This window comes from Kitasatospora sp. NPDC059747 (assembly GCF_042732955.1).
Taxonomy (GTDB): Bacteria; Actinomycetota; Actinomycetes; order Streptomycetales; family Streptomycetaceae; genus Kitasatospora.
Genome location: NZ_JBHWGV010000247.1, coordinates 1 through 4,194, shown reverse-complemented (window position 1 = coordinate 4,194; position 4,194 = coordinate 1). Strand labels below are relative to the sequence as shown.

General features: G+C 76.2%; 1 protein-coding gene. It reads right to left on the bottom strand.

The window, feature by feature from the left end; genetic code table 11:
• Positions 1 to 129: 129 nt before the first annotated feature.
• Positions 130 to 4,194, bottom strand: a 4,065-nt coding sequence (locus ACFV4G_RS43125; protein WP_380449077.1) for an SDR family NAD(P)-dependent oxidoreductase, incomplete at its 5' end; no start/stop codon positions are given.

Sequence of the window (4,194 nt, the reverse complement as noted above, 5' to 3'; positions counted from 1 at the left end):
CGCGGGGGCGGGGCGCGTCGTTCGGCGCGCCCGCGCGCCCCCCCCCCCCCCCCCCCCCCGCGCGCGGGGCGCGCGCGCGCGCCCGCCCCCCCCCCCCCCCCCGCGGGGGTGGGTGCGGGCGGGCCGGGGTCAGTCGGAGAGGCCCAGTTCGTTGTCCAGGAGGTCGAACATCTCGTCGTCCGACGCCGAGTCGAAGTCGAAGGCGTCGGCTTCGGAGGCGGCGGTACGGGAGGCGAGCCACTTCGTGCGCAGGACCTCCAGACGGGCGGTGACCTGGGCGAACAGCTCGTCGTCGGAGACGTCGACCTCCGTCGTGCCGAACGCCTGCTCCAGGCGGTCGAGTTCGGCCAGCAGGGCGGCCGGGCCCTCGGTGGGTTCGGGCCGCAGGCCGAGGCGGTCGAAGAGGTGGTCGGCCAGTTCCACCACCGTCGGGTGGTCGAAGACCAGGGTGGCCGGCAGCCGCAGGGCCACCAACGCGCCCAGGCGGTTGCGCAGTTCGACCGCCGTCAGGGAGTCGAGGCCGAGGTCCTGGAAGGCCCGCTGCGGGTCCACCCCGGAGGCGTCGGTGTGGCCGAGGACCGCGGCCACCTGGCGGCGGACCGCCTCCAGCAGCGCCTCGTGCCGTTCGGCGCCCGGCAGTTCGGACAGCCGCCGGACGAACTCGGCGCCGCCGCCCGTCCCGCCGTCCGCGCCCGCGGCCGAGCCGCGCCGCACCGGCGCCCGCACCAGGCCCCGCAGGAGCGGCGGAACCTCGCCGCGCCGGCTCAGGGCGGCCGGGTCGAGGCGCAGCGGCAGGACGGCGGGTGCCGTGCCGGCCGTGGTCGCGTCGAACAGGGCGAGGCCGAGGTCCGGCGTGAGCGGCGGCATGCCGGCCCGGGCCAGTCGTTCGGCCTCGGCCTCGGTGAGGGTGCCGGTCATGCCGCCGGTGCCGGTCCACGGGCCCCACGCCAGGGAGACGGCGGGCAGGCCGAGGGAGTGGCGGTGGCGGGCGAGGGCGTCCAGGAACGCGTTGGCGGCCGCGTAGTTGCCCTGGCCGGGGTTGCCGAGCGTTCCCGCCGCCGAGGAGAACAGGACGAAGGCCTCGACGCCCTCGGCGGCCCGGTGGAGGTTCCACGCGGCGTCCGCCTTCGGGCGCAGGACGGCGCCGATGCGCTCGGGCGTGAGCGAGCCGATCGTCCCGTCGTCCAGGACGCCGGCGGTGTGCACCACCGCGCGGACGTCGTGGCGGGCGAACAGGCCGGTGACGGCGGGCCCGTCGGCGACGTCGCAGGCCTCGACGGCCGTCTCGGCGCCGAGGTCGGCCAGTTCGGCGACCAGTTCGGCGACGCCGTCGGCGGCGGCGCCGCTGCGGCTGACGAGGAGCAGGCTGCGCACGCCGTGCTCGGCGACCAGGTGCCGGGCCACCAGGCGGCCCAGGCCGCCGGTGCCACCGGTGATCAGCACCGCGCCCTCGGTGGGCCAGCTCGGGGCATCGGCCGCGAGCTCCGCCCGTGCGAGGCGGGCCGCGGACAACTCGCCGTCGCGCAGCAGGAGTTGCGGTTCGTCGACGGCGAGGGCGGCGGGCAGGAGCCGGGTCTCGGCGGTGGCCAGGTCGAGCAGGCCGAACCGGCCGGGCTCCTCCGAGGCCGCCGAGCGGACGAGGCCCCAGGCCGCCGCACCGGCGAGGTCGGTGCCGGACACCGCGCCCCGCGTGACGAACACCAGCCGCGAGGCGGCGAACGCGTCCTGCGCGAGCCACGTCTGGACCAGCTCCAGGACGGCGGTCACCGTGAGGTGCACCGACTCGGCTCCGCCGGAAGGGAGTTCGGCCAGGACCACCGGCGGCACGTCGGACGTCGCGGCGAGTTCGGTCAGCGCCTGCGCGGTCGGCTCGACGGCTACGAACGCCACGTCCGCGTCGGCGGGCATCTGCACCGGCACCCAGTCGAGGCGGAACAGCGCGTCGTGGCCCGCCGGGCGGGCGGCCGCGCCGAGCTGTTCGGCGGCGATCGGCCGGACGGTGAGCGCGCCGACCGACGCCACCGGCCGGCCTTCCGTGTCGGCCGCGGCGAGCGCCAGCCCGCCGGACGCCGACGGCGTCAGCCGGACCCGGAGCGCGGACGCCCCGGAGGCGTGCAGCGCGACGTCCTCCCACGCGAACGGCACCCCGGCGCCGCCTTGCCCGGCGCCGCTCTCCCCACGACCGGCGCCCACGGCGAGCGTGTGCAGGCAGGCATCGAACAGGGCCGGGTGCAGGCCGTAGGCACCGCCCTCGACGCCCTCGGGCAGGGCGACGTCCGCGAAGAGCTCGTCGCCCCGGCGCCAGACCGTCCGGAGGCCCTGGAACGCGGGGCCGTACCCGAACCCGGCCTCCGCCAGGCCGTCGTAGAGGCCGGTCAGGTCGACCTGCTCGGCGTCGGCCGGCGGCCACACCGAGGCGTCGAACGCCGCCGGTGCCGCGCCTGTCCCGAGCACGCCGCTGGCGTGCAGGGTCCACGGGTGCAGGCCGCCCGAGCCGGGCCGCGAGTGCACGCTCACGGACCGGCGGCCCGCGTCGTCGGGCGCGCCGACGGCCACCTGGAGCTGAACGGCTCCCGTCCCCGGGAGGACCAGCGGCGCGGCGAGCGTCAGGTCCTCGACGACGTCGCAGCCGACCTCGTCACCGGCGCGCACGGCCAGCTCGACCAGGGCCGTGCCCGGCACCAGGACCGAGCCCATGACGACGTGGTCCGCCGCCCACGGGTGGGAGCGCGCCGACAGGCGACCGGTGAACAGGAGGCCGTCGCTGTCCGCCAGCTCCAGCGAGCCGGTGAGCAACGGGTGTTCGGCGTTCCTGAGCCCGGCAGACTCGGCGCCGCGGCCGGCGGGCAGGCCGCTCGGCCAGTAGTCGCGGTGCTCGAACGGGTAGGTCGGGAGCTCGGCGAGGTGGCGGCCGGCTCCGGCGAGCAGCGCGCGCCACTCGACCTTCGCGCCGTGGACGTGCAGGCTCGCGAGGGCCTGGACGAGGCTCGCCTCCTCGGGGCGGTCCTTGCGGAGCGCGGGGGTGGCCACGGTGTCGGCGTCCTCGGGCAGCGTGCCCGCCGTGAGGGCGGTGAGGACGGCGTCGGGGCCGAGTTCGAGGTAGCGGGTGACGCCGGCCCCGTGGAGGGTCCGGATGCCGTCGGCGAAGCGGACGGCCTCGCGGACGTGGCGCACCCAGTACTCGGGCTCCTGGAGGCCTTCGGCCAGTCCGCCGGTCAGGTTGGACACGACCGGGATCGAAGGAGCGTTGTACGTCAGCCCGTTGAGGACTTCGCGGAAGTCCTCCAGCATCGGGTCCATCAACGGGGAGTGGAAGGCGTGGGACACGCGCAGGCGCGTGGTCCGGCGGTCGGCGAAGTGCTCCTCGATTGCCGCGACGGCGTCCTCCGCTCCCGAGACGACGATCGAGCGCGGGCCGTTGACGGCGGCGATCGACACCACGTCACCCAGCAGTGGCAGGACTTCGTCCTCCGTCGCCTGTACGGCCAGCATCGCGCCACCGGACGGCAGCGCCTGCATGAGCCGGCCACGGGCGGCGACCAGGGTGCAGGCATCGGCCAGGCTGAACACCCCGGCCACATGCGCCGCAGCGACCTCGCCAATCGAGTGTCCCGCCACGAACTCGGCGCGGACGCCGAGCGATTCGACGAGACGGTAGAGCGCCACCTCGACGGCGAACAGCCCGGCCTGGGCGTACTCCGTCCGGTTTAGCAGCTCCGCATCCGAGCCCCACACGACGTCCCGCAGCGGAAGCTCCAGCCCGTCGCACACCTCGTCGAAGGCCTGGGCAAACACCGGGAAGCGGTCGTACAACTCCCGCCCCATGCCCAGTCGTTGCGAGCCCTGTCCGGAGAACAGGAACGCGCTCTTGCCGTCGGCCGCGACCCCTCGGGCCACCTCCACGCCGTCGACGAGCACCGTGCGGTGCGGCAGCGCCGACCGCCCGGCCAGCGTGAACGCCACATCCGCTGAAGGCAGTTCCTCGGCATCCGTGAGCCGTGCGAGCTGTGCGTCCAGCGCCGCCTCCGACTTGGCGGACACCACCCACGGCACGAGACCGGGTGCGGCCCCCTTGTCCGGCTCCGCCGACTCGGGCAGTTCCAGGATGACGTGGGCGTTGGTGCCGCTGATCCCGAAGGACGACACGCCCGCCCGGCGCGGGTGGCCGGTGGTCGGCCAGTCGGTGCGCTCGGT